General features: G+C 45.5%; 25 protein-coding genes. 7 read left to right on the top strand and 18 right to left on the bottom strand.

Features of this window, described 5'->3' with window-relative positions; all coding sequences use genetic code 11:
* The first annotated feature begins 55 nt into the window (after positions 1-55).
* Together CEF13_RS09565 and CEF13_RS09560 are read left to right on the top strand one after the other, a co-directional pair.
* On the top strand, positions 56-1222 hold the full coding sequence (locus tag CEF13_RS09565; RefSeq protein WP_102710466.1) for an iron-containing alcohol dehydrogenase: 1167 nt from the start codon (positions 56-58) through the stop codon (positions 1220-1222).
* A gap of 15 nt (positions 1223-1237) precedes the next feature.
* Positions 1238-2065, top strand: a complete 828-nt coding sequence (locus CEF13_RS09560) for an aldo/keto reductase (RefSeq protein ID WP_102710465.1) — start codon at positions 1238-1240, stop codon at positions 2063-2065.
* 64 nt (positions 2066-2129) lie between these two features.
* Here the strand turns inward: CEF13_RS09560 and CEF13_RS09555 are convergent, their stop codons facing one another.
* The 3 genes from CEF13_RS09555 to CEF13_RS09545 form a co-directional block, all read right to left on the bottom strand.
* On the bottom strand, positions 2130-3290 hold the full coding sequence (locus CEF13_RS09555; RefSeq protein ID WP_102710464.1) for a sn-glycerol-1-phosphate dehydrogenase: 1161 nt from the start codon (positions 3288-3290) through the stop codon (positions 2130-2132).
* 148 nt (positions 3291-3438) lie between these two features.
* On the bottom strand, positions 3439-4491 hold the full coding sequence (locus CEF13_RS09550; RefSeq protein ID WP_102710463.1) for a Gfo/Idh/MocA family protein: 1053 nt from the start codon (positions 4489-4491) through the stop codon (positions 3439-3441).
* Positions 4492-4521: 30 nt separating this feature from the next.
* Positions 4522-5409 carry a sugar phosphate isomerase/epimerase family protein gene (locus CEF13_RS09545; protein ID WP_102710462.1) on the bottom strand — a complete coding sequence of 296 codons (888 nt, stop codon included), beginning with the start codon at positions 5407-5409 and terminating at the stop codon, positions 4522-4524.
* Between the two features lie 124 nt (positions 5410-5533).
* Between CEF13_RS09545 and CEF13_RS09540 the strand changes: the two genes are divergently transcribed.
* From CEF13_RS09540 to CEF13_RS09530, 3 genes are all read left to right on the top strand, one after another.
* Positions 5534-6421 carry a helix-turn-helix transcriptional regulator gene (locus tag CEF13_RS09540; RefSeq protein WP_102710461.1) on the top strand — a complete coding sequence of 296 codons (888 nt, stop codon included), beginning with the start codon at positions 5534-5536 and terminating at the stop codon, positions 6419-6421.
* Between the two features lie 69 nt (positions 6422-6490).
* Positions 6491-7420 carry a DUF4358 domain-containing protein gene (locus CEF13_RS09535; protein ID WP_102710460.1) on the top strand — a complete coding sequence of 310 codons (930 nt, stop codon included), beginning with the start codon at positions 6491-6493 and terminating at the stop codon, positions 7418-7420.
* A gap of 81 nt (positions 7421-7501) precedes the next feature.
* Complete coding sequence (locus CEF13_RS09530) at positions 7502-8053, top strand: GNAT family N-acetyltransferase (protein ID WP_244917067.1); 552 nt, start codon at positions 7502-7504, stop codon at positions 8051-8053.
* A gap of 93 nt (positions 8054-8146) precedes the next feature.
* Here CEF13_RS09530 and CEF13_RS09525 read toward each other — a convergent pair whose 3' ends face one another.
* The 6 genes from CEF13_RS09525 to CEF13_RS09500 all read right to left on the bottom strand — a co-directional run bounded on the left by CEF13_RS09525 (position 8147) and on the right by CEF13_RS09500 (position 16100).
* The gene (locus CEF13_RS09525) at positions 8147-9325 is read right to left on the bottom strand and encodes a sugar ABC transporter permease (RefSeq protein ID WP_424992004.1); all 1179 of its coding nucleotides are present in this window, start codon (positions 9323-9325) and stop codon (positions 8147-8149) included.
* A complete protein-coding gene (locus CEF13_RS09520) occupies positions 9322-10827 on the bottom strand; it encodes a xylose ABC transporter ATP-binding protein (protein WP_102716308.1) in 1506 nt (501 codons plus the stop codon). Before CEF13_RS09520 ends, CEF13_RS09525 begins: the two co-directional genes overlap by 4 nt.
* 98 nt (positions 10828-10925) lie before the next feature.
* Positions 10926-12002 carry a D-xylose ABC transporter substrate-binding protein gene (xylF, locus tag CEF13_RS09515; RefSeq protein WP_102710459.1) on the bottom strand — a complete coding sequence of 359 codons (1077 nt, stop codon included), beginning with the start codon at positions 12000-12002 and terminating at the stop codon, positions 10926-10928.
* A 132-nt stretch (positions 12003-12134) separates the two neighbouring features.
* Entirely contained in the window at positions 12135-13682 is a 1548-nt protein-coding gene (locus CEF13_RS09510; RefSeq protein WP_102710458.1) for a response regulator, read from the bottom strand.
* Positions 13675-15126, bottom strand: coding sequence for a sensor histidine kinase (locus CEF13_RS09505; protein ID WP_102710457.1), 1452 nt, complete (start codon positions 15124-15126; stop codon positions 13675-13677). The genes CEF13_RS09510 and CEF13_RS09505 overlap by 8 nt, the downstream gene beginning before the upstream one ends.
* Positions 15123-16100, bottom strand: a complete 978-nt coding sequence (locus CEF13_RS09500) for a substrate-binding domain-containing protein (RefSeq protein ID WP_243864953.1) — start codon at positions 16098-16100, stop codon at positions 15123-15125. The genes CEF13_RS09505 and CEF13_RS09500 overlap by 4 nt, the downstream gene beginning before the upstream one ends.
* 235 nt (positions 16101-16335) lie before the next feature.
* On the opposite strand from CEF13_RS09500, the gene CEF13_RS09495 reads away from it, so the two are divergent.
* A complete protein-coding gene (locus tag CEF13_RS09495; protein ID WP_102710456.1) occupies positions 16336-17106 on the top strand; it encodes an aminoglycoside adenylyltransferase domain-containing protein in 771 nt (256 codons plus the stop codon).
* Between the two features lie 24 nt (positions 17107-17130).
* Here CEF13_RS09495 and CEF13_RS09490 read toward each other — a convergent pair whose 3' ends face one another.
* Genes CEF13_RS09490 through CEF13_RS09470 form a run of 5 tightly spaced genes read right to left on the bottom strand, consistent with a single transcriptional unit; the run spans position 17131 to position 21848 of the window.
* Positions 17131-17340: a hypothetical protein gene (locus CEF13_RS09490; protein ID WP_102710455.1), complete on the bottom strand. Its 210-nt coding sequence runs from the start codon at positions 17338-17340 to the stop codon at positions 17131-17133.
* 33 nt (positions 17341-17373) lie between these two features.
* Positions 17374-17808: an L-fucose mutarotase gene (fucU, locus tag CEF13_RS09485; RefSeq protein WP_102710454.1), complete on the bottom strand. Its 435-nt coding sequence runs from the start codon at positions 17806-17808 to the stop codon at positions 17374-17376.
* Positions 17809-17829: 21 nt separating this feature from the next.
* Positions 17830-19326, bottom strand: a complete 1497-nt coding sequence (locus tag CEF13_RS09480; RefSeq protein ID WP_102710453.1) for a rhamnulokinase — start codon at positions 19324-19326, stop codon at positions 17830-17832.
* Between the two features lie 56 nt (positions 19327-19382).
* Complete coding sequence (locus CEF13_RS09475) at positions 19383-20042, bottom strand: class II aldolase/adducin family protein (RefSeq protein WP_102710452.1); 660 nt, start codon at positions 20040-20042, stop codon at positions 19383-19385.
* 15 nt (positions 20043-20057) lie between these two features.
* On the bottom strand, positions 20058-21848 hold the full coding sequence (locus CEF13_RS09470; RefSeq protein WP_102710451.1) for an L-fucose isomerase: 1791 nt from the start codon (positions 21846-21848) through the stop codon (positions 20058-20060).
* Between the two features lie 126 nt (positions 21849-21974).
* Between CEF13_RS09470 and CEF13_RS09465 the strand changes: the two genes are divergently transcribed.
* A complete protein-coding gene (locus tag CEF13_RS09465) occupies positions 21975-22997 on the top strand; it encodes a LacI family DNA-binding transcriptional regulator (RefSeq protein ID WP_102710450.1) in 1023 nt (340 codons plus the stop codon).
* A gap of 63 nt (positions 22998-23060) precedes the next feature.
* Here the strand turns inward: CEF13_RS09465 and CEF13_RS09460 are convergent, their stop codons facing one another.
* From CEF13_RS09460 to CEF13_RS09445, 4 genes are all read right to left on the bottom strand, one after another.
* Positions 23061-23822 (bottom strand): hypothetical protein, encoded by a 762-nt coding sequence (locus tag CEF13_RS09460; protein WP_102710449.1) that lies wholly within the window; start codon positions 23820-23822, stop codon positions 23061-23063.
* 91 nt (positions 23823-23913) lie between these two features.
* Positions 23914-24531 carry a DUF2812 domain-containing protein gene (locus tag CEF13_RS09455; protein WP_102710448.1) on the bottom strand — a complete coding sequence of 206 codons (618 nt, stop codon included), beginning with the start codon at positions 24529-24531 and terminating at the stop codon, positions 23914-23916.
* Positions 24532-24547: 16 nt separating this feature from the next.
* Entirely contained in the window at positions 24548-24856 is a 309-nt protein-coding gene (locus CEF13_RS09450) for a PadR family transcriptional regulator (protein WP_102710447.1), read from the bottom strand.
* A gap of 201 nt (positions 24857-25057) precedes the next feature.
* Complete coding sequence (locus CEF13_RS09445; protein WP_102710446.1) at positions 25058-26065, bottom strand: DUF1835 domain-containing protein; 1008 nt, start codon at positions 26063-26065, stop codon at positions 25058-25060.
* Positions 26066-26161 lie beyond the last annotated feature (96 nt).

Genomic DNA, 26161 nt, shown 5'->3' with positions numbered 1-26161 from the left:
ATAACTTATAAGATATTTAGTTACTTTTTTAGTTAACTAATAATTGGAGGTAATCATGAACTCTTTTCAATTCAAAAACCCAACTCACATCGTATTCGGTGAAGGTACAGCAGATCAAGTTGGAAAATTGGCATCACAATACGGCAAAACAATTTTGCTCGTATATGGATCTGGCAGCATTAAGAAGACAGGCTTGTACGATAAAACAATATCGCAGCTGACAAATGCTGGCCTTACCGTCCACGAGCTTCCTAACATTGAACCGAATCCACGTTTAACTACTGTGAACAAAGGGATTGAAATCTGCCGCACGCAAGGCGTTGACTTCATTCTAGCCGTAGGCGGAGGCAGTGTAATCGACGCGGCCAAAGCCATTGCAGCGGGTGTTCCATATGAAGGCGATGTATGGGACTTCTTCACCAACAAAGCGGTTATTAAGGAAGCACTTCCGCTTGGCACTATTCTTACTCTTGCTGCAACCGGTTCAGAAATGAACGGCTCTACAGTCGTTACGAACTGGGAAGAAAATTTAAAGCGCGGCGCTGGCAGCCCTCATATTTATCCTGTGTTCTCCATTCTCGACCCGACACTTACCTACTCCGTACCTCGCAATCACACGGTAAACGGTGCAGTAGACATTATGTCTCATGTATTTGAGCAGTACTTCAGCTTGACCAAAAACACGCCGCTGCAGGAGCGCTTATGCGAATCCATCTTGCTAACTGTTATTGAGAATGTCGAAGATGCCTTAGCCAACCCTGAGGATGCGGTTGCACGCGCTAATCTTATGTGGTGTGGAACGCTGGCGCTGAACGGCGGCCTTATTAGCCTCGGTATGGCAAATGATTGGGCTTCGCATGGCATTGAGCATGAAGTAAGCGCGATTTATGATATTCCGCACGGAGCAGGTCTTGCTGTTATTTTCCCGAATTGGATGAAACACGTTTATGAGGAGCGGATTGATCGTTTCGTACAATATGCAGTTCGCGTATGGGGAATTAACCCAGAGGGCAAGTCGGATAAAGAAATCGCTCTTGCGGGCATTCAAGCTACAAGAGATTTCTTCACGCGCATCGGCGCTGAATCACGCTTGGCTGACTTCGAGATCGGCAGTGACAAAATTGACCGTATGGCAGAAGAAGCTGTTCGTTACGGGGCTATCGGTTCCTTCAAGCGTCTAGAGAAGGAAGATGTGAAAGCTATTCTAGAATTATCACTATAATAGGAGGCTACTACAATGACGAAAGCACTGACAGAATCAACTGTACTAAGCAACGGCGTGAAGATGCCTTGGCTAGGCCTTGGTGTATGGAAAGTGAAGGATGACGGCGAAGCAGAAAGAACAGTAGCTTCTGCAATTGAGGCAGGCTACAGAAGTATAGATACGGCAGCGGCATACAACAATGAGACAGGTGTTGGAGCAGGAATTCGTAACAGCGGCATTCCCCGCGATGAAATATTTATCACGACCAAAATTTGGAATTCCCATCAAGGCTATGAAACCTCATTGACAGCTTTTGAAGACAGCAGACGGAAACTTGGCGTTGAGGTTGTCGATTTGCTGCTCATTCACTGGCCGGTTAAAGAAAAATTCACAGAAACATGGCGCGCACTCGAAAAGCTTTATAAAGACGGCTATGTACGTGCGATTGGAGTAAGCAATTTTCATATCCATCATTTGCAGGCAATCGAGGAATCAGGCAATATCGCTCCAATGGTGGATCAAGTGGAATATCATCCGCTTCTGACTCAACAAGAGCTGCTTAAATATACCAAAAGTAAAGGAATTCAGCTTGAGGCTTGGAGTCCGCTCATGCAAGGAAACCTGGATCACAGCATCCTAGCAGAGATTGGAGCCAAATACGGCAAATCCGCTGCTCAGGTTGTTCTGCGCTGGGATCTTCAGAATGAAGTAATTACAATTCCGAAGTCGATAAATCCAATTCGATTGAAGGAAAATGCTGCTATCTTCGATTTCTCCTTAACGCCTGAAGAAATGACTCAAATCAGTGCTCTTAATCGTGACCAGCGTTTTGGCTCTGATCCGGAAAAATTTGATTTCTAGACCACTCATCTAATAAAAGGCAGTCCGAAAAGTAGATTTTTCTACTTCTGGACTGCCTTTTCATTTAAATCGTATTAAAAGCTCTAAGCAGCGTGTAGCGGTTTGGTCTCACATGATGTGCTTCCTGCAGACTTCGCATCAGCAGCTCCGCATCTATACCCAGTTCCTCTGTCGTAGACGGCCCGCCAACTTGTCTGAGCCAATTGCGAAGCTCCTGCTCGGTCGGAAGTGCCGCAATGGCTTGACGTACCTTCTCTGGATTAACCGTAAAAGCAAGCCCCGACTCCTCCATGGCAAGGCGATTATAGAGCTTGGATATTTCCGCGCATGCTACGCCAACCTTAGCACCGTGAAGCAGCTGCCGATTGCCTAATCGGATATATTCCATTTCCCAGAAATGAGATAAATGATGCTCAGCGCCCGATGCTGAATGAGACTGGCCAAATAGAAGCATCGCAAGTCCAGACTCAATTAACGCTTCTATTAGAATACGAATGCCTTCTGGATCACGATTTGCTATGAGTTCTATATTGTCCACGCACTTGTTCAACGCCACGCGAGTGATTTCAGCCACTTCTGCAGAATAAGGCTCACCGCCTTCTAGCTCGCCGAAGCTCCAATCAAATAACGATGTATATTTACCCAGCATATCGCCAAAGCCAGCCGCAACCATAGCAGCAGGAGCATTCGCCAAAATATTCAAATCAGCAAATATAGCATCAGGTCCGATAGCTGCAATTGTTTTCTTCTCGCCCCGAATAATGATCGGAGCGCCCTTGGAATTAAAGCCGTCTACAGAAGGCGCTGTCGGTACGGATACGAACGGAATCGAAGAGGTATAAGCAGCATACCTCGATATATCATGAATGGTTCCCGAGCCCACAGCGACTACAACCTCCGCACGTCGGAGTTGAATATCCAGCAATAGCTGCACAATCGACACCTCATCCGCAATAACATCGCCTTGACGATCAGGCTTTATCAATGTCGTGTGTGCAGCAATGCCAAGTGCCGCTACTGCTTCTTCAAGTCTCTTTCCCGCTATTTCATAAGTAATAGCATCCGCTGCTATAACAACACGGCTATGGTTCTGTTCCTTTAAATAAGGGGCCACCTCTTGAATGGCACCTGCTTCAACGATAAGCGGACTAATTTCGATAGATTGGAGTGTTTCTTCGTCGAACCCAGCAGCCAGTTCTTTAACTCTATTAATAAGTGTTGACAACAGATACACCTCTTTCCTGTTAGGAGTTATCCTTTATTCTGCTCTTGAAGGGCAGTACTTGTCAACAATTGGAGAATAGGTGTTAATGCGTGCCTGCTGATGATGTCAAATTCATTCATAAGGGTCTATCTCAAAACCTATTAACCGATTAGATCTTCTTCGAAGCCGCATCCATGAAATCAGCAATCAGCACTTTTTGGCCGGTCTTAGCACTCTCAAGTGCTGCAAGAACCATTGCCATGCTATAAATATTGTCGCTGCAATCCGTTTCAGGCTTGCGTCCCTCTTCTAGAGAAGCGAACATTTCATCCAGACAGCCATGATGTCCTGTTTTATCCATAATCGGCAGCTGCCCGTCTACCCGCTCAAGCTCGCGTGTAAATCCGGTTTGCTCGCCAGGTGCCACGTATTCCGCATAAATTCCATCATGTCCATCCCAAATAGCGGTACCCTTTTCTCCTGTAACCCGCCATGCAGCTTCCCATGATGTAGACGCGCCTTCAGCGCACCACGAGCCTCTATAGTTGAATATGGAGCCATCCGACATTTCATAAATACAAACGGCCATTGCGTTGCCAGCATACCAAGAACCGGACGGGTTGAACTCCTGACAGTAAACAGACACCGGATTGGCATCAATAATAAATCGAGCTTGGTCGAACGTATGAATCGCCATATCAAGCAGAAGCGGGCTGTCCATCGCATCACGGAAACCACCGAAATGAGCGCCTAGGAAGAAATCGGCACCTACAAAGCCCGGTTTGCCAATCGTTCCTTTCGCAATCAAATCATGATAAGCGCGAATACGCGGGTCGAAGCGGCGATTTTGCATCACAGCATGCGTTCTGCCTGCTTCGGTTGCAATTCTTACTATATCGCTGCACTCGCTCATCGTTTCCGCAAGCGGCTTCTCGCCAAACACATGGCAGCCAAGCTCTAACGCTGCTGTACCTACCTTGTAATGGCTTGCCGGAATCGTAACATCAAATATGATCGTAGCGCCGGTCTCTTTAATTGCTTGCTTAATATCAGTAAAAATAGGACAAGTCAATTCCTTACGGTCAGCCATTGCTTGCGCGAATTCTTCTTTGATATCAACCAGCCCGACGATTTCCGTATCGTCTCTGTCTTTCGCATAATCTACCCAGGTATTGGCCATTCCGCCGCAACCAACAACAACTACCCGATGCTTGATTGTCATCTTGAATCGACCTCGCTCTCATTCATTTGTTTATACTGGATTTGGTACGAAGTCGCCGCCGCGGCAGCGCTTCAAATAATTGAGGGCATGCACTTGTCCCGTCATCTCAAGCTCATCTTTATAAACCGGATCATGCCAGCCTTCTATATCAATAGTTCCTTTGTAGTCGTTCTGTCTTAGAATCGTAATAATATCCGACCAGTTCGTATCGCCAAAGCCCGGTGTACGGTGCCAAACAAACGGCTTCGGTCCATGTACGCCATGCTCCTTAACTACGTCCCAAGCAATCGTTGCGTCCTTGCCATGCACATGAAATACTTTATTTGCCCATTTGCGCAGCTGCGGAATAGGATCAATTAGGCTGACCATTTGATGACATGGCTCCCATTCTAAGCCGATGTTTTGCTCAGGCACCGCATTGAACATAAGCTCCCAAGCGGTTGGGTTGTGAGCAATATTCCAGTCTCCTGTTGCCCAAGTGCCGCCCATATCACAGTTTTCGAAAGCAATGCGAACTCCGCGGTCTGTCGCTCTGCGCGTTAGCTCGCCGAATACTTCCTTGAATTTCGGAATGGATTCATCAATCGGTTGGCCCGTCAGGCGTCCTGTGAAACCGGATACAATATCAGCGCCAAACAAATGAGCATGATCAATTAGACGTTCCCAGCTTTCCAGCGTATCTGCATTGTCGCCTTCGCCCGTCAACGGGTTTCCAAACACACTAACAGCAGGCACAACGAAATCATGCTCTTCCGCAAGCGCGCGAACTCGCTTCGCCATTTCTACTAAATCTGTTTTCCCCGTCGATTGCCAAAACGTTAAGTTAAACGATTCGAAGCCGTGCTGTACGATTTGCGGAATAATCTGATCCGCATTTCCCCCGCCTACAAGTGTTCCGATTCTTAATTTATTTTTCATCTTGTTTATCACTCCAATATTGGCTTATAGTATTCATAACAACTCCATTATAGCTAGGAGCTTAGCATATTACTCTACAATATCTTGCGCATTACTAGTCTAATCTTGTGGTGGTGATAAATATATGACCTATCCTCGGGAACTTTGGGAGAATACCCGCCTCGAACATAAATCATACCCTATTCAGCTGTTTCAAAATCATTGTGGTCCAACGAAGCCTAACGATTGCATACTCTACTTGCATTGGCATGAGCATTTTGAAATTATTTTCATGCGGCAAGGCAGCGGAGTATTCCATATCGATAGCAGGCCTTATATCGTCAAAGCAGGAGAAGTGATCATCATTCCGGGCGGAGGACTGCATGTCGGATACGCTCTTCGTTATGAGGAAGTCTATTATGATTGTATTGTTCTAAATGCTTCTCTGTTTAATGACTGGGTTCATGACCCCGTTCATGCCAAATTTGTTGCTCCTTATTTAGAGGGTCGATTGCGGTTTCCCGTAAAGCCGGCAGAGCAGGACGAGACATGCTTCAACTATTTCTCCTTGCTGGATGAAGCAATAGCAGAGCTCGCGGCGAAACCTCCGGCCTATCAGCTGGTTGTAAAGTCAAAGCTGTATGCCTTTTTCACATTAATGTCCCGTACATTTCTGAATCACCAGCTTGCTGCCAAGCCTGCAGAGCCTTATTTCATTAATCGCGATCGCTTTAAACTGCTTATTCAACGTATCGAATCCCAGTTTTCCGAGAAAATGAGCATCGAACAAGCAGCGAAACATGTTAGCTTAAACCCTTATCATTTCTGTAAGATGTTCAAAAAACTAACCGGCCGCACCTTCGTTGAGTATGTTAACGTATGCCGCATGAATGAAGCAGAGCGTCTTCTTCGCGAAAACGATGATACGATTTCCGAAATCGCAGTCAAGGTAGGCTGCGATAATCCAAACTATTTCACAAAGCTGTACAAGCAGTATAAAGGAATGACTCCTTCGCAGGCTCGAAGAACTTAAGCATAGACGGCAACTATATGAAACCTATTAGCGTCTAACTATACAACGATGAATAAAGGAGACTAATAGATGCCTAGTCATAAATATAAATTTTTCCACCTAGCCATTGTTGCTGTAATCTTGATGATCATCGCTGCAGGCTGCAGCAGTCAAGACAGCCATAAAGATACTAATTCTACTTCGGCCTTGCCGCAAATAACGAATGAGCCTGAGGCTGCTATCGTACCCTCGGCGGCGAACGATTCTTCTAATGAAGGTAAATTAGTACAGCCTACCGCTTCTCCGACACCCGAACCGACTGGGGATAATGCTGCAGAAGAACCAACAGCTACTAGTCAGCCAGCGGAACCAACTGCTACTAGCAAACCGTTAACTAAACCTAATCCAACTACGAAACCGTCGACTAAACCTGCTGGTTCTTCTAAACCTGCACCAAAACCGACCGCGACGCCTGTACCGGTAAAGCCAACGGCAACACCGACTACTGTTAAGCCGAGCACGGCCCCATCGACCGCGCCAACGACTTCTCCGCTTCCGATCGCGACGCCGAGCCCTACTGTTAAACCAACCGCATCGCCGAAGCCAGGACAGGAAGACCCAATAGCCGATGTTACAGCAGAAACGATTTCAGCCAAAATCATCGCAGATATTACTTTAGGCCCGTTAATGGTCGTAGAAGGCGATCAAATCAAAGAAAATTATGGGATCAATGTAGAAAAACAGCTTGTGGAAGGAATCTTTCATCAACCGAAAATGATGATACAAGCAGGAGAATTCTCTATTGTTAAATTAAAGTCAGACGAGGATTATGATGCGGTGGCAAGCGGCTTCGAAACTCGCGCTAAAGCTATTCAAGATTTATTCAAGGACTATCTAGAGGATCAATATGAGCAAGCGCAAAACTATCAAATAATTCGAAATGGTCGGTTCGTTCTCTTCTCTATCACTCCTGACCAGAAGAAGACAGCTGAAATATTTAATAGCTTTTTCAAAAAATAAATCTTCAACCTCATAGGATGATTGTAATTACTACATTTTCCTTTATACTAAATTAAAATTCAGTAAAAGGAGATGTTCGCAGTGCCTATTCTGCATACCGATAGACTCATCCTGCGCCCATTAGAAGAAGGCGATGCTGATGCTTTGGAGCTGTTAATTAATGATTATGATATTGCTCGAACGACTCTGAACATCCCCTATCCGTATCCCAAGGGGTCTGCCATTCCCTTTATCCATAAACGGAGGGAGGTCGAACTTAAAGGGGAAGGTTATTCCTTTGCGCTCATCGACAAAGCGAGCCATGCATTTATGGGTTCGATCGGCATGCAGATTGATAAGAATAACCATCGTGCTGAATTAGGCTATTGGCTGGGAAAATCCTTTTGGAATAAGGGCTTCGTCACGGAAGGCGCAAAACGCGTTGCACAGTTCAGCTTTGAGGAGCTCAAGCTGAATAAGCTTTGTGCGGCAGCCATGACGTTCAATCCCGCCTCCTCCAGCGTTATGAGAAAAATCGGCATGCAATATGAGGGTACATTACGACAACAATATTTGAAATGGGATCAGTACGTCGACATCAGCTACTATGGCATATTACGAGATGATTTCTTAAAAAACTGTTCCAATCCATAAAGTTGTTTAAGCGGAATTTACAAGGGCTGTTCCAAAAAGTCTTATACACTTTTTGGAACAGCCCTTGTTTGCAACATCGTCTGCAGCCAGCCTTTATACCTTCTTGCGCTGCCTCGTATAAATATCAACGTATACCGCGAGAATTAAGATTCCGCCCTTCACGATATACTGCCAGAATGACTCCAGATTCATTAAACTCATCCCATTGTCTAGACTGGCCATAACGAGCGCGCCAATGATGGCTCCGACGATTGTGCCCGTACCGCCCATTAAGCTTGTACCACCGATGACACATGCTGCTATCGCATCAAGCTCGTAGTTTTGGCCGGAGCTCATTGTCGCTGCATTTAATCGTGCGGTTATTACTAATGCAGCAATGGCTGCTAAAGTATTGCAAAGTACAAATACGAGCAGTATCCGTCTCTTAATATTAATTCCAGATAGGCGTGCTGCTTCCGCATTACCGCCAATCGCGTAAATCTGACGTCCAAAAATCGTATTACGTGAAATAAACGTAAAGATTAATGCCAGTACGATGACCATGACGAATGGAACAGGAATTCCCTTATAGCTATTCATTAAATAAACAAATCCAATAACAATCGCACCTATTACAGCCAGACGCAGCACGCTTACACCAACCGGTTCCACCTCAAAACCGAATTTCGCTCTTGAAGACCGCTTGCGCATGACAAGATAAGCCGCAACAGCTAACGCAATAATTCCGAAGATCCATCCGATTACATCGCCAACATAGGATTGGCCGATGGATTTCATCGAAGGCGTAAGCGGTGCAATCGTAACACTGCCGGTCGTTCCGAACAAAATCCCTCTAAATATGAGCATCCCGCCTAAGGTTACAATGAAAGCCGGTACCGCTCGATAAGCAATAATCCAACCCTGAACAAACCCGATAGCTGCTCCGATCGCTAACGTTGCAATGATGACCGGAATGGTATTCCACTCATACCAAACATTCAGCATCGCCGCTATACCGCCTGTTAGTCCAACCAATGAACCGACTGACAAATCGATTTGCCCTGCAACGATGACGAGAACCATTCCAATTGCCAGTATAGACGTAACCGACATTTGCAGAAATAAATTGGATATATTGGTTGGTGAAAGAAAGCGTTCATGGAGCAGTGAAAATAACACCCAAATGGATAATAATGCTCCTATCATCGTATAGGCGCGGGCATCGAATTTAAACCAATTCGGCCGTTTCTTTCCGGTGGACTGACTTAATATTGTTTCTTGATTCATGCTCATAGCCCTTTTCCTCCTGTTGCCGCCGTCATAATCATTTCCTGCGTCGCTTCTTCCGCTACAAATTCTCCCGTTTGTTTCCCCTCTGCGATGACGATAATACGATGGCTCATGCCAAGCAGCTCGGGAAGCTCGGATGACACCATAATAATAGAAACGCCCTGCCGAATTAAATCATTCATAATATTATAAATTTCGAATTTCGCGCCAACATCGATGCCGCGCGTCGGCTCATCCAATATAAGTATTTTGGGGTTTGTCATCAGCCATTTGCCAAGAACAACTTTTTGCTGATTGCCGCCGCTTAACGTGCCAACGATAGTTTCTACCGAATTCGCTTTCACACGCAGCGAGTTTAAATATTGGTTTCCTGCTGCAATTTCCTCGTTTTGACGAAGAACGCCTCCAGATGAGATCGACCTTAAGCTAGCAAGACTCACATTGCTCTTAATATCCATCCCCAGCACGAGTCCATATTTTTTCCGATCCTCGGATACGAGTGCTAACCCTGCTTTAATGGCCTGCTGCGTATTTTTTAACTTTACTGGCCTTCCTTCAATCTCAACCGTACCAGTATGGCTTCCAGCATAGGAACCGAACAAGCTCATTACTAGTTCTGTACGGCCTGCACCCATTAAGCCGGCAATACCAAGTATTTCGCCTTGGCGAAGCTCGAATGAAAGGTTGTCAATGACCTTCTTGCCCTCGCGCTCAGGATTCATGACCGTATAATCCTTCACTTTGAGCACAATTTCACCTGGATTTGAGGCAATGCGCGGAAACCGTTCCTTCAGCTCCCGCCCTACCATAAGCGAAATCACTTTATCTTCATTCATATCCGCTATAGGATAAGTGCCTATCGTTTGCCCGTCCCTAAGCACCGTAACCGTGTCCGCAACCGCAAATACCTCATTCAGCTTATGAGAAATATAGATGCATGTAACGCCTCGTTTCTTGAACTCACGCAAAATGTCCAGCAGAATATCAACCTCTTGTTCCGTTAGAGCCGCGGTCGGCTCATCCAGAATAAGAATATTTGCATTTTTTGATAGTGCTTTCGCAATTTCAATCTGCTGCTGTTTGCCTATCCCCAGTCCACCTATAGACTGCTCCGGATTCACATCCTGCAGTCCGACCTCCTTCAGCCACCGCTCGCTCTCCTTGAATACCTGTTCCCAGTTGATGATGCCGAACACAGCAGGTTCTTTGCCCAGAAACAAATTTTCACCTATCGACAATTCCTTGACCAAAGCAAGCTCCTGATAAATAATGGCGATACCCGCTTCTTCCGCATCTTTAATTTTCCCGAAAGCCTTCTCTTCTCCATTTATGAGAATTTGCCCCTCATAAGAACCATGCGGGTATAACCCGCTAAGCACCTTCATTAAAGTGGATTTGCCAGCGCCGTTCTCCCCGCACAAGGCATGAACCTCCCCTTTCTTAACCAGAAAGGTTACGTCATTAAGAGCCTTGACACCTGGAAATTGCTTCGTTATATTTCTCATTTCAAGTACAGCCGTCAATGTGCTATCACCTCGCAAATGGCAAAGAGGGGAAGAGCGTCATGGTTCACCATCGCTTCTTCCCCTCCCTTAGCCAAAAGTTATTTCGCGTTTTTGTATACGTCTTCTTTGGAATGGAAGCCATCCGCAATGACGGTTGCATCCATATTGGATTTATCAACCGCCTTAGGATCAAGCAGGATAGATGGAACATCAATTTTACCGTTATTTACTGTCTTATCAGCGCCTACATCCTCGCCCTTCGCCATCTTAACAGCAAGATCAGCCGCTCTCTGTGCCAAATCCTTGATCGGTTTATACACCGTCATCGTTTGTGTTCCTTCAACAATTCGCTGCGCTGCCGCAAGCTCGGCATCCTGCCCGGACACCGGAATTTTACCCGCTAGCCCTTGTGAGGCAAGCGCTTGAATGACACCGCCAGCAGTACCGTCATTTGCTGCAACTACTGCATCGATTTTATTATCATTCGCCGTAAGAGCATTCTCCATATTGGACAGTGCATTGGCCGGATTCCAATCCTTCGTCCATTGATCGAATACGACTTGAATATCGCCTTTGTCAATTAAAGGCTGCAAAATATTAAAGGCGCCTTTCTTGAATAAATGCGCGTTATTATCGGTTTCTGAACCACCGATGTATACAAATTTCCCTTTTGAAACGACCTTAAGAATAGCCTCGGCTTGCAGTTCGCCTACCTTCTCATTATCAAAGGAAACGTAAAGATCAAGATCCGAGTTTTTGATTAATCGATCATACGCGAGCACTTTAATTCCTGCTGCATGGGCTTTCTCCACTATAGCGGCCGTAGCTTCCGCATTGTGGGGAACGACAACCAGTACATTCACACCCTGGCTGATTAAGTTTTCAGCTTGAGAAATTTGCTTCGCATCATCACTGTTCGCTGCTTGAACCTCTACCTTCGCGCCAAGCGCCTCGGCTGCTGCGATAAACAAATCACGGTCACGCTGCCAGCGCTCCTCCTGAAGGGTATCCAGCGATAAACCGATGACGATCTTCTTGTCACCCGACTTCGTATTCGACCCCTTGTCGGTTGTTTTAGCGCCCCCATTGCCGTTTCCACTGGAACATGCAGCCAGTACAAGCATCAAGATCAATACAATCGATAATGCCCCGCTTCTAGTAAACCTTTTCCCCATTTTATTCGCTCCCTTATCCCTCGGAATGTAACTGCTTACATTGCAAATATAGCATGAGTTAGAGAGCTGGGAATGGAGCTATACCAGTACTCTTTTGTTATTGCCTGCATTTTTTTAAGGGAAAAGCTTCCATTACCCTTTTTTTCCGAAAATTGCCTTACGGTAGTCAGTGGGTGACACCCCGCATGACTTTTTAAACACTTTGCTGAAATAATTGGGGTCATTATATCCTACCTCGTATGTAATTTCTTTCAGGCTAAGCCGAGGATCAGCAATCAGCTTCTTCGCCCTCTCGATTCTACACTCAGTAAGAAAGTCAATATAATTAATTCCCTCCTGTTCCTTGAACATTTTGCTCATATAAAAGGGGCTTAAACCAATATACTTCGCCATACGTTCAAGAGAAATATCCTGCTCCGAATGCTCGATTATATATTGCTTCATCTGCCCAACCGCATCGGGCTGTACTCTGCTGTGATAGGTAACTATCGCTTCAATGAGCTTGCTCAGCAAAATATCAGTTTCGGCACGCAGCTGCTGATATTGCCGAACTTGGAACGAAAACAGCGGCTTCTCCACCTCGATGCCCATCTCTTGGGCAACCCGTGCGATAATCCATAATCGCTCAAGCACCCATTGGCCGGACTGGGCTAACGGCGCGTTGGTCTGATCATGCCTATCAATTAATGCCATGACCGTCTTACGTACCGTATCCCATTGGCCAAGACGGATACTGTCTACGAATTGCTTCTCTGTCTGCTTATCCTGATAACCACCGGCTGATGCCCCTTGCTTACCCATATCCTCGTAATAACGATGCTTTGTCGGCAGTCCAGCGTTCGCCGTAGCAAGCAATGCTTCTTGATAGCTGAGTCTTACCTGTTCGAGACCGGCATAGGGATGGCCAATCCCAATGAAAAAATCACCGCCTGCATTCCGCTCCTGAAGCATTAAAAATTGCTGTACGAGCAGCGCCGCTTGGGAACGATAGGTTTTGCCCTCTACACAGAACACAATAATCGGTATTTGATGCCCTGACATGGCACCGACCCATCCGCTTTCCGTATGTCTCACTTTTGCTTTAATCGCACTATATAAGGCTTCTGTCGCAGCTTCTCCTGGAAGTGTAATGAGCATAACAAAAGCTTCGCTTGTCAGTTCTCCTCCTAACAATTTAAGCATATCGTCGATATGAACATCATGAACATGATCAAATAAAAGCTGGGTCACGACATCAGACTCCACAAGCGGCATTACCTTCTGCAGCGCATTCTCCTCGTATGATCTTTTCTCAAGCTCTGCTCGATCGCGCTCGATCGCTTCAATCACTTTGCCTATCGTTGCTATTATTTCACTTGCTTTGCTGGGCTTAAGCAAATAATCCTTAACACCCAGTTTCAGCGCTTGTCTCGCATAATCAAACGTTTCATAGGCTGTAACCATAATAAATTTAGCAGTGGGCAAAAATTCAGATATACGCCCGATGGCTTCTATTCCATTGACTCCTGGCATTTTGATATCCATTAGAATGAGATCGGGCTTCCATACGCCGGCCGTCTCTATAGCTCTAGCCCCGTTTCTCGCCTGCGCATACTGGCATGTCGGAAACCCTTTTTGCAAGATGGCCTGCAGCCCTTCCCGCTCCACCTGCTCATCATCTACGATCAATATTTTAAACATTTTTGGCTGCGCTCCTCGCCATTGGTATTTTTAGCGTTATTTTTGTTCCTTGGTCAGGCTTGCTTTCAATATCGATTACATCTTCGTCTCCTACGAATAATCGCAGCCTTTTCACCACATTGCTGAAGCCGATACCTGTTGAATGCCCCGTTCCGTCTGAAATACCGCTCTCTGTTAAAATATGTCTGACCTTCTCTTCCGACATACCTGTACCGTCATCCTTAATTTCAATCATGACACACTCTTCTTTCGCATAAATACGAAGCGATATGATTCCACCTTCCTCAAGCGGTTCAACGGCATGAATAACCGCATTCTCAATAATCGGCTGTAGTGTCAGGCATGGAAGCTTTATGTGCAAGCAGTTCTCATCTATCTCCTGCAAGAAGCGGAGTCGGTCCGTAAATCGCGCACTTTGAATTTCTATATATTTCAGTGTAACGGACAATTCTTCCGCTAGTGTGACCGCTCGATCCAGGCGCCGTAAATTATAGCGCAGCAAGCCTGCTACATTAGCGATGAGATCACTTGTATCCTCTGATCCATCCAAATAAGCTTTTTTCGATAAGGTGTCTAAGGTGTTAAATAAGAAGTGTGGGTTGATTTGACTTTGCAGGCTAATTAATTGACTTTCCTTCAGCAGCAGCTTGCTCTCCTGAAGCTCGCTCTCAAGCTGAGCCTTCTGCTGAATCTCAAAAATCAAATTATTAATATTCACGCGCATGCGGTCGAATGTTAGGGCGAGGAATGATATTTCGTCATTAGAATGTACTTCGATTGGCTTGTCGAACTTTCCGCGCGAAAGCTCCTTAGCCGCGATGGTAAGTTTATGAATCGGTCTCGTAATGCTAAGCGAGAACCAATAGGTAAAGAGAAGAAGCATAATTGTAATCAAAGAGAACAGCAATAAACCAAGCCGCTTCAGCTCCGTACTTTGCTCAATGATGCTCCGATAGAAAGAATCATACGTTCGAACCTCTTTATCGATTAGCGTAATGGTTGTTTCCGCAATATATTTATCAATACGGGCTGCCTCTTCAAATTTCTCCGCCGATTGCTCCGGCAGTTTTTCCTCCAGAAACATGACAGAAAGATCCGCTGCAGCTACTAAGCTATCAATCATGTTGATATAACTTGTCAAGGTATAGGCATTATCTTGGTTGCGCAGGCTGACGGACTGCAGCTTAGCAAGTATGATTTGCTCCTTGCTCTGATTAAATGCGTCACGCAAGACAGTCGACGGCTTCTGCAAGTAATTGTTTAACGCAATGATAGTCTGATGGCTATGTTCCGTCACTTCATTCATGTGCAAATAACGCTGCAAAATATCATTGTATTGCTCCTGCGTTTTCTGGTTGTAATAGGTAAGCACCACCCAAATCGTAGCCATAATAAACAGTACGATAACCGACATGGTTAATATTTTCCGTTGTATGCTGCTCATGGCGTATCTCCTGCACGCAGCACTTTAATGTCTGTGAAATAGCCGTCTGGATTTAGCGGAAACTGCTCGCCTGTCAACCACTTGACCATATGCGAAACGCTCTCCTCACCCATTGCTTCCGGAGATTGAGTGATTAAGGCGTCAATCTTTCCCTGCTGCAGGAGCGAAAGCGTCGCTGGACTGTCGTCGAAGGAATAAATAAAAAATTTCTCAACTTGCATTCTCTTGCTAATTTCTTGAATGATAGAGCTGGCATGATTGGCCGACACGGCAATGAAAGCGTCTGCATCCGGCATATCATTAAGAAGCTGATTCGTTGCTTTTGCCACTTCCTCTCGTGAATCGCCCGCAGCGACTATCTTAGTTACGATACCCTCATATGGACTCAGTACGTTCAATATGCCGGCAAGACGTGATCGTTGGGAATATTCTTGCCGATCCGACACCATAAGGACCACTTTCCCCCTAAACCCCATATCCGAAACCAATTGGCGCGCGATTATCTCTCCTGCCACCAAATGGTCTGAGCCTACATAGGTACGGCGCAGGCTCTCATTCATCGGTACATCATTCGCTACTGTTATTACTGGAATGCCTCTGCTAGCCGCCTTCACTTTCGTCAAATTTTTGAACTCATCCGTATCAAGTCCTTGAACAATAATGCCATCTACTTTGGAGGCAATCGCCACTTCAATATTTTTCAAGAAATCATCGCGATTCGTTCCGTATGTTCCCCAAACCTCAAGACTTACGTTGTACTTCTCCGCTGCCGCCTTAGCCCCTTCTTCTACTTTAGCCCAAAAGGGTGTATCAAGCTCAAGTGTAATGAGCACGAGCCGATAGCTGCTGTGCATCTCTACAGAGGCAGAAGGCTCTTTCAAATGGGAAGAAAACATCTTGACCATTGAAGTCAACGTAAAAAACAAAATAATTAAACAACCTGCAAATAAGCTAATTATAATATATTTGCGCAAGCCGTTAGCCTCCTGCAACCGAAATAACGAACACTTATTGATAACGTTTACATTTTCATTGCAAAAGATAGACTACAGTACTATTCTCCTCATTCAAACTAGGAACTATGACCCATTAGATGTTTTGTGATATTATTTTACCATGAAAGGATATTATTTGCTGATAGAAAGAAAGAAAGAAAAAAGAAAGGAATACCAACTAATATATTATAGACATTTCACATCGGGGGCAATTATGAATACGAATCAAATATTAGTTCAATTAACAAATCTGTTCAAAAATATGATTAGCAATGAATTGGTGGGCGTTTATTTACACGGCTCGCTTGCTATGGGCTGTTATAATTCCGCTCGAAGCGATATTGATCTGCTCATCGTTGTTAATGAAACGGTTTCAAAGGATATGCTGAAACAGCTAGCTGCTAGGCTTCTGCTTCTAGAAAGCGAGCTCTCTAGCACTGGCGGATTCGAATTAAGCATCGTGCTAAAGAGTAATTTGGATCCTTTCATTTACCCGACTCCCTTTGAATTCCATTACTCGGGTGTTCATCGCGAGAGATATAGAATAGATGAATCCTATTTATGCGGTGGATATGAGGACGGTGATTTGGCTGCACATCTTGTCGTCGCTTATGAGCGTGGGATTGTTTTATACGGCAAGCCTATTCAGGAATGGCTCACACCGATTCCAGCCAAATATTTTGTCGCATCAATTCTCTCAGATGTTGCAGGAGCAGTAGACGGAATTGTAGAATCGCCTATCTATTATGTATTAAATCTATGCAGAGCGTTCTATTATTTAAGAGAGGGAAAGGTTGCCTCAAAGAAAGAAGGCGGCGAATGGGCGATTTCTATGCTTCCGCTAGAATTCAGCCAATTAGTTTCACAGTGCCTAACACAATATGGAGGAGAAGCGGATCCAGGCAAGCTGGATGACATGCTGCTTCGTTCATTTGCAGCCCACATGCAGCAGAAAATAAGGCATGCTAGTATGGCGTACCTCTAGCAATTGAAATCGCAGCCTATACAGCTAATGCCTTGTATTATAACCTACAATTTCTTCTGATTCGGTATTAATATATTTAACAATAGGTCCGAGCAGCTCATCTTTGGTAGTAAGAAATGTAACTTTGACAATAGACTGCTGCTCCTCCTTCACCTTTTTAAGCGGAACCTGTTCCCAATTCCACGGTTCTACCAGGAGCGCACAAAGAACCGACTGCTGATCTCCAATGATCAACAGACGGCCCCATTCTCAAATAGCAAATTGTGATTAAGATTCCGCAATAACGCCCTTCTTCAAAATCAAGTTGGCATACAAAGCGCTTTCACCTGTCGCAATAACGGCATAGGCCTTCTTCGCCCGCTCATAAAATTCAAATCGTTCAACACTTTCGAGAGGCTCAGTTATACCCGTATGCGCCTCAATAATAGAACGGTATTCCTCCCAAATCGGTGTTTGCACATGATCTCCAGGAACTACCTGCATAAGAGCTGCTGGCCTCGGCACATATTGATCAAGCGGGAATAGCTGCAGAATGGCATCAAGAAGTTCTGGCACCATTTGGCCGTCTGCACGAATCAGACGCTGAGCGTGGCTTGCCGCTGGGAAATTTGCATCCGCCAGCACGATCTCGTCGCTATGCCCCATCTCGCTGAGCACCTTAAGCAGTTCTGGTGAGATAAGCTTAGATATGCCAATCAACAAATTAATCTCTTCCCTTCCTCATCATTCGCTTAGCTTCTCAAATCTAGCATAGGCAGTATTCCAATAATCGGCTTGTTCCCATGCATATGCTTCTACCGGGAAGGATGCGGCTGCAAGGCGGCGTGCTTCCCGCAGATCCGAGCATTCCCTTAACGCTGTTAGCTGCATGAGCATGTTGCCGATTGCACTCGCTTCCACAGGACCCGCCCACACTGGACGGCCGATTGCATTTGCCGTGAACTGACAAAGCAGCTTATTTTGAATGCCTCCGCCAACCATATGCAGACCCTTGAATGCTTCTCCGGTCAACACTTCCATTTGTTCTAAAGCCTGACGATATCTTAGCGCCAAGCTCTCCAGCACACAACGTGCCAATTGGCCGATTGATTCGGGAATAGGCTGCGATGTTTGTCGACAGTATGCCTGAATACGTTCTATCATTCCCGAAGGGGAATAAAACAAAGGATCATCAGGATGAATAATGCTTCGGAACGGTTCCGCACGTTCAGCTTCCGCAACGATATCAGCGAAGGTCAGCTTCTTTCCCTGCTCATCCCATTCTCGTTTGCATTCTTGCAAAATCCATAATCCCATTATGTTTTTGAGCAGCTGATACGTGTCGCCGACTCCGCCTTCATTAGAGAAATCAAGCGCCATCGCTTCCGATGTAACAAGAGGCTGTTTGCGCTCTGTACCAAGCAAGGACCACGTTCCGCATACCAGATATGCAAAAGCTGAAGCCCCCTCTGCAGGAATTGCTGCAATCGCAGATTCCGTATCATGGGTGCCTACCGCAATCGCCTCAATAGGCGGTACATCAAGCTCCGCGCATACTTCCGAGGTTAGAGGACCAATACGGGTACCAGGATGGATCGGATCAAGAAACAAGACCTTCGGAATGCCAAGACGCTCCATCAGCGGCACATTCCAAGCTTGCTCCTTCGGCAGAAACAATTGTGTAGTCGTCGCCATTGTAAATTCGCATACCTTAACTCCTGTTAGGAAATAAGCTAGCAAGTCGGGTGTAAGCAGCAAGGTACTGGCCGCTGTCAGCATCGCAGAGCCTGCTTTCTTCATCGCGTACAGCTGATTTATCGTATTAAACGGCATGAATTGCAAACCGCCCTGCTCATACAGCGTATCCTTGCCTATAAGCGCGATGAGCTCCTCCACAATGCCTTCTGTTTGCGGATCGCGATAATGGTATGGATTGCCGAGCAATTCGCCATTGGCATCAAGCAGCCCGAAATCAACGCCCCACGTATCGATCCCGAACGTTTGCGGCGCATAACCGTCTTGAAACGCCTTGCGGATCGCTATTTTCAGCTCCTGCAGCAAGCGCAGAATATCCCAGTGCAAATGCGGACCTACTGCAACTGCCTCATTCTGAAAACGGTGAATTTCCGTCACCTTCAGCCGCGGCTGCCCACCTGCTTCATCAGACATCAGCTCTCCAATTAACGCTCTGCCGCTGCTTGCACCTAGATCGAAGGCAAGCACCGTAGCAAGCTTCGTCATTTCCAGATCCTCCTTGGTCAGTTCGGCCTCAGCCGCCAATTTCTAGCGGCAGCAGCTTATTTCATCTTTTGCAGCAATTCGATTCGATACGCTTCGCTCTCCAAGGAGGCTATTTCCTCGAATTCATCCTTCGTCAATACTTTAGGCTCGCGAATCGCCTTCGCAATCAAATAGATTTTGGTGCTTTCCTCCACAACCTCTGTCCGGTAATACGCTTCTCGTAAATTTCTTCCAGACGTCACGAGACCATGATTGCCGAGCAGAACAGAGCTAGCTTCATTCACTTTCTCTACATAAGCATCAGCTAGTTTATCCGTAGTTGGCAGTACATAAGGCACGTATACGGTTTTCCCTACCAGCGCAGCTTGATCTGGAAACATGATCGGAAGGTCCTGCTCAACGAGTGTAAAAGCGATGCAATAAGGCGGATGCGTATGCACAATAGCTCCAATATCCGGGTTCGCGCGATAGGCGTATAAATGCATCAGCACCTCAGACGATGGACGCAAGCCGATATCCGTTATTTCTCCCGTTTCGATATCAACCTCCACCCATTGATGCGGCTCTACCTCATCAAGCGCAAAGCCGCTTGGTGAAAGATACATTTTGCCTTCAAACTTAGCGCTTATGTTGCCTCCCGGACCTACTACTAATTTGTTAGCAACCGTCTTGTGGGCATATTTGCAAAGCTCATTGCGAATATCTGTGCTGCTCATTGTAAAACCTCCGTTTTATTTATAAATAGGACCAAAATTTTGGCAGGCGCGGTAGTCAGCACCCTCCGAGTTCGCCGTTCCGAACAAGCCCCAAGCCCGCGGACGGAAGACGCGCTCATCAGGCACATTGTGCATATTGACTGGAATCCGCAGAATCGACGCGAGCGTAATAAGATCCCCTCCAATATGACCATAGCTTATGGATCCATGGTTTGCCCCCCAATTGTCCATAACCTCATATACAGAATGGAAGGCTCCCTCTCCTGTCAATATTGGCGCGAACCAAGTGGTCGGCCAAGTAGAATCGGTGCGCTTATCAAGTGTTTCATGCACATCTTCTGGCAAATCAACTGAATAGCCTTCCGCAATTTGCAAGACAGGGCCGATTCCCTTCACAAGATTTATGCGTGACATCGTCATTGGCATGCCTCCGCGAGTCAAATAATCGGAGGAATAACCGCCGCCGCGGAAATATTCAACGGAAGCAGGACGCCAAGAGGTTGCATCCAGACATTTCTGCGCCTCAGCCTCTGTAATTTCCCAGAATGGCTTCATAGCCGGCTCTCCGTTGATCGATTGCTCACCCGTTCCGTCCAGCGTTGCCGAGCCCGAGTTTATAAGATGAAGAATACCGTTTTCCGCTGCGCCACTCAGCTTATGTCCTGTTACACGCTCTACCGATTCCGGACTCCAATAAGTGCGTACATCTGCGAAAATTTGTGCTGTATTCGTTAGCAGGTAACCAAATAGCATAGCTGCACCGTTTAAGCTGTCATTTTCCGTTGCTACGATATATGGAGCGCGAATTCCATTCCAATCGAAGGAGGAGTTAAGCATGGCTTCCATAAAGTCGCCATTTGGGAAATGGTCTGTCCACTGCCGCTGACCCTGGAAGCCGGATACGATCGCATTATGACCAAACGCTTCCTCGCCGAAGCCCAGCTCAGCAAGCTTTGGGTTGCCAACCATCAGATCGCGGGCTATTTGAGTCATTTTCACAACCGTTTCCCAGTCGTTGTCCTTGCGTTCCCTGGATGTCTGATTGTCGGCCGGATTATTGTCTGGTCCTTCCACACAGTTTTCTTTCACCCATGCAAGCGCTTTCTCAAATTCTGCAGTATCATATATATTCTCTTCCATGCGGCGCACGAACTCAGTCATATCGATATATTCAGTCCGCATGCCTAAGTATTCTTGAAAGAAGGTATCATTCACGATAGATCCTGCAATACCCATCGATACAGAGCCCATCGATAAATACGACTTGCCGCGCATGTAAGCGGCTGCAAGAGCTGCCTTGGCAAATCCGATCAGCTTGTCTTTCACGTCGAATGGGATGGATGTATCGCCTGCATCCTGCACATGCTCACCGTAAATGCCAAACGCCGGAAGTCCTTTCTGCGCATAACCGGAAAGTACAGCGGCCAAATATACGGCGCCTGGACGTTCCGTTCCATTGAAGCCCCATACCGCCTTCGGAATGGCAGGATCCATATCCATTGTTTCAGTTCCATAGCACCAGCAAGGTGTTACCGTTATCGATACCCCAACTCCGGATTTGGCAAATTTATGTGCGCATGCTGCTGCTTCCGCAACTCCGCCAATACAACTGTCCGCGATCACGCATTCAACCGGCTCACCGTTCGGATAGCGCAAATGCTCCGATAGCAGTTTCGCTGTTGCGATAGCCATATTCATGGTTTGTTCCTCTAACGATTCGCGTACCCCTTTGCGCCTGCCGTCAATAGTTGGACGAATGCCGATCTTAGGAAAGCCGGATTGGAAACGTGAGCTTGTATCCGTCATGATAAAACCTCCAATGGATATAATAATGTTATCGATAACATTAAATTATCAATAAAAAAGATTGCTGTCAATGGCTACTTTTTTGTATGATAGAGACTATGATTTGCTTAATAAGGAGACTTAATAATGATAACGATATACGATGTAGCGGCCAAGGCAAGCGTATCCGCAATGACCGTCTCCAGAGTTATCAATAACACTGGAAAAATAAGCGAGAAAACAAAAACGAAGGTAATGCGAGTCATGGAGGAACTAGGCTACGTTCCGAACCAAACTGCTCGAAGTCTTGTGCTTCAACAGACTAAGCTGCTCTTCTTGCTGATAACAGATATTATGAATCCATTCTATACGACGCTGGCCCGAGGCGCGGAGGATGCTGCCAAGCGTTCCGGCTATCGCCTTCTGTTCGGCAACAGCGACGAAAGCATAGAGAAGGAAGCCGATTATATTACGACGATATTGACAACACGCGTGGACGGCGTTCTTGTTGCTCCGGCTGGAGATCCCTCACTGCCGCACTTGGAATCGCTTCGCAAGCATAAGGTTCCATTCGTATTGCTTGACCGCGAAGTACCAGGCATAGAATGCGATATTGTTCTCGGCGACAGTAAAGAAGGCGCAAGGATGCTTGTCGAACATCTTGTTGCGCATGGTCATCGCAGCATCGCTATGGTCAATGGCTCTTCTTCTATCTCAAGCGCGCGTTTAAGGATGCAGGGCTATCAAGAAGGTATGAAATTAAATGATTTGAATGTGGATAACCGGTATGTATTTGAGACGAGCTTTGGCACGATGACTGATCTGTCAGAGATGGAGCAGTGGATTGGGCATATGGATCCTCCCCCTACCGCGATGATTGCGGGGAATAACGTCCTTGCTGTAGAGGCTATGAAATTGCTGCGAGATCGCGGCATACGTGTGCCAGAGGATATGTCAATTGTCTGCTTCGATGATTTGGGGCCTTACTCGGAGCTTGATCCTTTCTTAACAGTAGCCGCTCAGCAAGCCTATCAATTTGGTTATATGGGTATGCAAATGCTTATCGAACGAATTCAAGAGCGTGAAACGACTGTGCCCTGGAAAAAAATCGTACTACCCGCTGATTTAATGATACGTAGGTCGGTTAAGGATATCCGTAAACACTCATAGAAGAAATAAACGAAAACGAGTCCAAGCATCTCGATGTTTGGACTCGTTTTCGTTGAGTGTTCATTATTCATGATTGCTGCTATTCATTTCACAAAGTGTTTGATCAAATAAACGTGCAGCTATTTCTATTTTTGCTTCTATATCCGTTACAGAGTTAACTTTGTACAGATGCTCCAGCCGGTCAAGTACTTCCACTGGCAGCTGCCTTGATGCTTGAACCAAGTAATAGTCATAATGAATCGGCGCATATTTTATTCTAAGAAGCTCGACTAATGGCGTTAACACAAACTTCTGATAATAAGCGAATGCTTCAAGAAATTTGTTTCTTTTGGCGTATTTAATTGCTCTCCCGCGCTGTTTAAAAGTATTTTCCAAATGATATAATCGTTCTTGAATTTGGTTATGAAGCTTATCTTGGTTCAAGCTTTCATATTGGATGATGCCTATTTTATCAAAAATGACTTTTGGTATTACACTTGTGTCTTCCCTAAGAAACGTATATTTATGACTTTGGCTCTGGATGCTCACATCTAGAAATAAGGAATCAGCCGTATTCAGAAGATGGAATACCGTATAGGATTGTTGATCGTTTTTATATTCTTTGTAATTAAGATCTAAAGGGCCTATAGCTGCCAGCAGAGCTTCCAGCTGTTGTAGAGCTTGCTCTTCAAAGCCGTCTGCCACATTAAGCACAATATCAAGGTCAGAGAACTCATCCAGTTTTCCTGTACCATCCGAACCCTCCAGCCAAAAAGCATTCACATATGAGCAATCCTCTAATCCCTTTTTCAAACTTTCTATAATAAAGTCTCGACTAATGTACATAATATCCTCGTCCTTCTTGGTCTTATTAGAAATTATTGTACCAAATAAACGATCGGATTCGATGGGAAAACATCATTATAATTAAACTCTACTACTTTCCTTCATTCGTTTTCTGATATTGTCGATTTGCTCGATAAGCAAAAATAAGATATAAAACAATCAAAACCGGAAAGAACAACCACAGAAATCCTCTAATAATCGCAAAAGGCGTTTCAAAGAGAAAAGCACTCAAAAAGGAAGCTCCCGTTTTCTCCCAAAGTCCCGGTGTGTAGTACAATGATTTCAAATTCCAGATGGGCGACAATTTAATCGAACCCGTTGTCATCAGTACAACAAACAAAGGGAGGAACGTTGTAGCCATTGTGATCCACATTTGAGACAGTCTTTTGTATCGTCCCGCTTTGGAATCCGCATCCGAAAAAATATCTTCGTTCTGGTTCTCATTTATATTTTTAAAATATTGATAGCCTGAGCTTTTCGTTCCTGTGATATGCTTCCAGCCGCTGTCTTCAAAAAGAGCGCAGTAATCTTCAAAATCTTCACGTCTTTTAAAGGTGCGGTAGTCTATCTTTATAACAGAATTTTCGGGTTGTGCCTGTTGAAATTGATAGCCGAGCAGCTTTCTGGTCAATTGATAGCCTTGTTTAGCCATTTCATTCAGCCATATTTCTTCTTTGTCAATATCAGTAAAAAACTTGAGTTTTCTCATTTCGGTTCCTCCATTCTCATCTTAAGATTTCTTTTGTTACTTGCATCATGTGATTCATTCTTTCAAAATCAAGCCGCAGCATTTCCATTCCTGTTTCTGTTATGGCATACACCTTGCGCCGGCTGTCCTCGCTTCTGACTGGCTGTATAAATCTCAGCTTCATGAGATTCTCCACCGCTCCATACAATGTCCCTGCCGCCATTCTTACTTGCCCTCCGCTTAGCTCCTCTACCTTCTGCATAATCAAATATCCATGAGCCGGTTCTATCAAGGCTAGAAGTATATAATAAACGGTTTCCGTAAGCGGTAAATTTTTATCCCTCATCCTGTTATTCCTCCTTGTCATTTTAGTCAACGCAACTGTATATCGACCAACTGTATAGTTATACTATATACAGTTAGACTGAATAGTGCAACAATAAAAAAGCCGGTTAGCAAAATAATTTCTGCTCGCCGACTATTTTTATGGCTCAACCCCAAAGTTAGTGCTTGATTCCATTATCCAACCATTTGTGCACCAGCAATCTTAATTCTCACCGCTTACTTCATATAGCGCTTGTCTATACATATCCCAACGCCATCTCGGGAAATTCCCTTGCAGATGCACACCGCCATACCACTGGTCTATTCCTTTCTTCGCGATCCAGTCCTCTTCGCCATTCAAAACTTTCTTACCCAGCTCTGTCAAAACAGCTTCACAGTCACGAAGTGCTATCGAGGATTCGTTATAGGCAGGAAAAGCCTTTAATCCGTGAATTTGCAGCAAGGGGTAAGGAGCTTGAGATAGTTTCATTAGAATATGCCAGTATTCTAGATCCCCCATACCTAAAGCGTTCAGCTTATTTCCTACTTCCTGAAACAATTGTAATGGGCTGCTTATTCCAGCTTGAATCATCTCTAGCGTTGTCTGCTCTACGATGCCAAGTCCATTGAATGTAGAAGGAAACCGCGATAAATGCATGTGAAATGCATCATTCGCGAATGGCAACGCGGAGGTATCTCTATTTAGCAATTGTTGCAGCAAGCTTGGATCTGGGGACGTGTAAGCCTGCCAAAATGCTTTGCCTAGCTCCAATTCTTTTGCCCCAATAGTCTTCCATGTTCCCGACAACGTTTCCATTTGCTCCAATGATAGCTGCCCTAGCCCTCGAAACAGCTCAATTCCCGGATATTCGCCTATGCACAATAAGCTCAGCTTCGTTTTTAACAATGACTGTCCTGAGAACCAATGCAGCAAATAGCATAACATCGTCTGATCGAATAAATCATGTTCAAACCATAACACAATCTCCTCATATTTATGAAAATCAGCCAAGGATTTCTCTTGTGCCTCGCTGCCTTGGATAAATTCCGTTTGAGGAATTCCCATCGTTTGCTCCAGATATTGTGCCCTGACAGAGCGATTATTCCAATCAGCAGGATATAAACTTACAGGACCTTGAGGGTATAGCTCCCTCCACACTAGAACATCTCCGTGCACGATTCCTTGCCGCAGCTTCTCCGCCACTGAATCCCCGTTTACAATGTGCAGCATTCCTTTTCCTCCTTCGTACAAATGGTTGGAACCAATATCAAATCTGCTACAGGCAGCGATCCCTTCAACCGAGAGGATTTTATGCCACCGCATTCG

Source organism: Paenibacillus castaneae (genome assembly GCF_002884445.1).
Taxonomy (GTDB): domain Bacteria; phylum Bacillota; class Bacilli; order Paenibacillales; family Paenibacillaceae; genus Pristimantibacillus; species Pristimantibacillus castaneae.
Note: the sequence above shows the minus strand (reverse complement) of the source record. Positions and strands in the feature narration are given on the sequence as shown.